This window comes from Pseudomonas sp. TJI-51 (assembly GCF_000190455.2).
GTDB lineage: Bacteria > Pseudomonadota > Gammaproteobacteria > Pseudomonadales > Pseudomonadaceae > Aquipseudomonas > Aquipseudomonas juntendi.
Genome location: NZ_AEWE02000028.1, coordinates 2,870 through 6,046 on the forward strand (window position 1 = coordinate 2,870; position 3,177 = coordinate 6,046).

The following is a 3,177-nucleotide window of genomic DNA, read 5'->3' on the forward strand; positions in this document are numbered from 1 at the left end:
TACGGGCAAACCAGTGGCGGTCGTAGGGGGCGGTGTAGTCATCGGTGCGTACATCGCGCAACGGCCGCGCCGGGCGCAACAGCGCAACCCGGGTGATGCGGCCCCTGAGCGTGTCGCGGGGCAGGCGTGTGGTCAGGCCCTGGTCACCGGCGAACACCACCGCCAGGTCATCTTCTTCGGTGACTGCCTCGACCACGGCCAACTGGCCATCGTCCAGCTCCAGTACCAGCGGTGTACGCCATTGCCGCAGGCCCTTGGCATCGAAGCGCACGAAGCGCAGTGCCAGGCCGGCCTGGCGGGCCATGTGGCGAAGAATTTCGTCCAGCGGCCGGGCATCCTCCACCGCCGCCAGGCGAATACGCTGGGGCGACACGTCCAGGCGGTAGTGGTGCGCCACCTGCAGCATCACCTCCAGCCACGGCCCCAGGTCTGGCCGGTGCGGCGCGTCCGGCGCTGCTGCCGCTGGCTGGGTGGGCAGGGTTACATTGATCGAATCGCTCATGGCTGGATCTCCACACCTTGCAGGTTGCGCCCCTCAAGGCCAAAGGCCGTGCGCAGCGCGCCGGTGTTGTACAGGCAGTCGACATCCAGGCGCAGCAGATCGGAGCGGGTGCCGGCAAGTTCGAACCGTGACTGGTAGATCTCCTGCTCGGCGTTGAGCAGGTCGAGCAGGGGCCGTGTGCCCAGGTCCAGATACTGGCGGCCATAGAGCATGCGAGCCTCCTGGATGCTGACCTGGCGCGCTTCCAGCGAACTCAGCCGGCGGCCCAGCCCGGAGGTTTGTGCCTGAGCCTCGGCCAGGCCACGCCGTGCCTGCAGGCGCGCGGCATCTTCGGCGGAGTCGGCGGCGCTCAAGGCGTGGCTGGCAGCGCGGCTGCGGGCGCTGATCGCACCACCTTGGTAGATCGGTACCTCGACGTTGAGGTAGATGCCCGCCTGGGTGCGGTCCATGCGTGAGTTATCGCGGTTGTAGTCGTTGTCCAGGTAATGGTTGACCTGGGGCTGCAGCGACACGGTCGGGTAGGCCTCGGCCTTGGCCTGGGCCAGCTCTGCCTGGCCTTGCGCACGCTGGGCCAGGGCCATCAGCACGGCCGGCAGGCGATCATCGCCTTGCGCAGGCCGCTTGCAGGCCTGGTTCAACGCCGCAGGCGACTGCTCGGCCAGGGCCGGCGGGGTCACGCGGCCCATCAGCGCGGCCAGGGTGGAGCGCCAGCGCTCGTATTGCGACTGGTATTCCTCCAGGGTGGCGCGGGCGCTTTCCACGCGGGATTCGGCCTGTACCACGTCGGAGCGGGTGCTGGCGCCCATGTCGCTGCGCTGGCGAGCCATCCCGGCAATGTCGCCCACCCCGCGGATCTGCTCGCGGGCAATGGCCATCAACTGTTCGTAGCGGCGGGTTTCGATCCAGGCATAGGCAGTGTCACGGGCCAGGTCGTCCACCACCAGCAGGATATTGGCCTGGGCCCGCGCGGCGGCGGCCTGCGCCGCGTTGACGGCGCTGTCGACCTTGCCGAAATCGTAGAGCATCTGCTTGAGCGACAGGTTGAGGGCCTGGCTGTTGCGATCGCCCCCGTAGCCGGTGTCATAACCGGTGCGGATACCGCCGGAAATCTGCGGGTAGTAACCCGCGCGGGCGACGTTGATGCCTTCGCCCTGTTTGTACAGGTTGCCGATCGCTTCGGCGATGCTGGGGTGCCATTGCGCGGCCTGCAACACCGCCTCGGTCAGGCCCAGGCGCTCGCCACTGGCGACCGGGGCCATGCCGGTCGGTGGCCGCGCAGGCACCGCCGCGGGCGCATCGCGTAGCAGCGATGGCCCGATGTGGCGCAGGTGGGGGTCTATATCATCGGCTGCCTGGGCAACCGGTTGGAGATTCAGGGCCAGGAGCCCGCAGGCTCCAAGCAACAACGGTGACAGCGGACTGCTTCGCTTCACATAGTTCCCTTACTGCTGGTCGTCCATGCCGCCGGGCGTTTGCCCGGCGGGTTTGCCGCGGCCTCAGACGACGTGAATGCCGTTCTGTACCCACAGGTGGTGGCTCGGGTCCTCCTGGGCCGTGTATTGGTTATAGTCGATCCCGTCGGCGGTCTGGTTGCCGACCAGGTTCCAGTTGTCAGTCATGTGCACCGAGTCGTGGTTGTCGCCCTTGATGATCAACGTGTCGGTGCCGGTTTCGGTGATGGCCACCACGTCGGCCAGGTTGAGTGTCAGGGCCACCGCGCTGGTGTCGTTGAGGTCGATGGCCTCGATGCCGTGCACGCGCCCGACCAGGTTGCCCAGGTCGATGCTGACATCGCCGCCACCCCATTGCAGGGTGTCGGTACCCGTGCCACCGTCGACGCTGGCGAAGTTCTGGTCGACGATCACCAGGGTGTCGTCACCGGCACCACCTTCAAGCGTGATGTGCCCGCCCTGGCTGCCCACCAGGTGGTCGTTGCCGTCGCTGCCAGCAACCACATCGCTGACAGCGGCGACACTGGCCAGGGCGACTGCCTCTTCACCGCTGTCGGCCAGCAGCGACGTGGTGCTGACCAGGCCAGCGGCATTGTCCAGGTTGATGGTCAATGTTGCCGTGTCGGTACTGCCGTTAGGGTGGGTCAGCTCGTAGGTGAAGGTATCGTGCTGGCCGACCGCTGCGGCGCTGACCCCCGAGTTGAGGGTGTAGGTGTAGCTGCCATCGGCCTGCACCAGCAAGGTGCCATAGGTGCCCGCCACGCTCACCCCGTTGTAGCCGGGTATGGTGTAGGTGTTGGCTGCGGTCAGTACGCTCAGCACGGTCAGTGCCGAACCCAGGGTATCGTCCGCCAGCAGGTTGCCGGTGGCCGCCGTAGCGCCACTGACCACGAACTCGTTCAGGTGCGTGGTGGTGGCATTGACACTGGTGGTGATCGAGCTGGCCAGGCCAATGCCGCCGGCGGTCACCCGTACGTGGTAGGTGCCGGCGCCCTGGTTCTGGAAGGTATACCCTGCGCCCCCGCCCAACAGGCTGATCAACGAGCCACCGCCTACCGATTGCACCAGCACGTACTGGCCCGTGGCCGGGTTGAGCTTGAGCAGTTCCAGGGTGGTGCCGTTGAGCAGGCTCAGCAGGTTGGCGGAATTGAGTACCACTTGCAGGTTAGCCGTGGTATCGGCAGCCACTGTAGTGGTGTAAGTGGCCTGGCGGCTGCCGATCAG

Annotated in this window: 2 protein-coding genes and 1 pseudogene; all 3 read right to left on the minus strand. The window is 66.8% G+C overall.

What is annotated here, in order from left to right; all coding sequences use genetic code 11:
* A pseudogene (locus G1E_RS06580) lies at positions 1 to 502 on the minus strand (type I secretion system permease/ATPase); the annotation flags it as partial.
* Positions 499 to 1,935 (minus strand): TolC family outer membrane protein, encoded by a 1,437-nt coding sequence (locus G1E_RS06585; RefSeq protein ID WP_047149712.1) that lies wholly within the window; start codon positions 1,933 to 1,935, stop codon positions 499 to 501. The gene G1E_RS06585 and the pseudogene G1E_RS06580, both read right to left, overlap by 4 nt.
* A gap of 63 nt (positions 1,936 to 1,998) precedes the next feature.
* Positions 1,999 to 3,177: calcium-binding protein (locus G1E_RS29245; protein ID WP_047149713.1), on the minus strand; the 1,179-nt coding region annotated here is incomplete at its 5' end.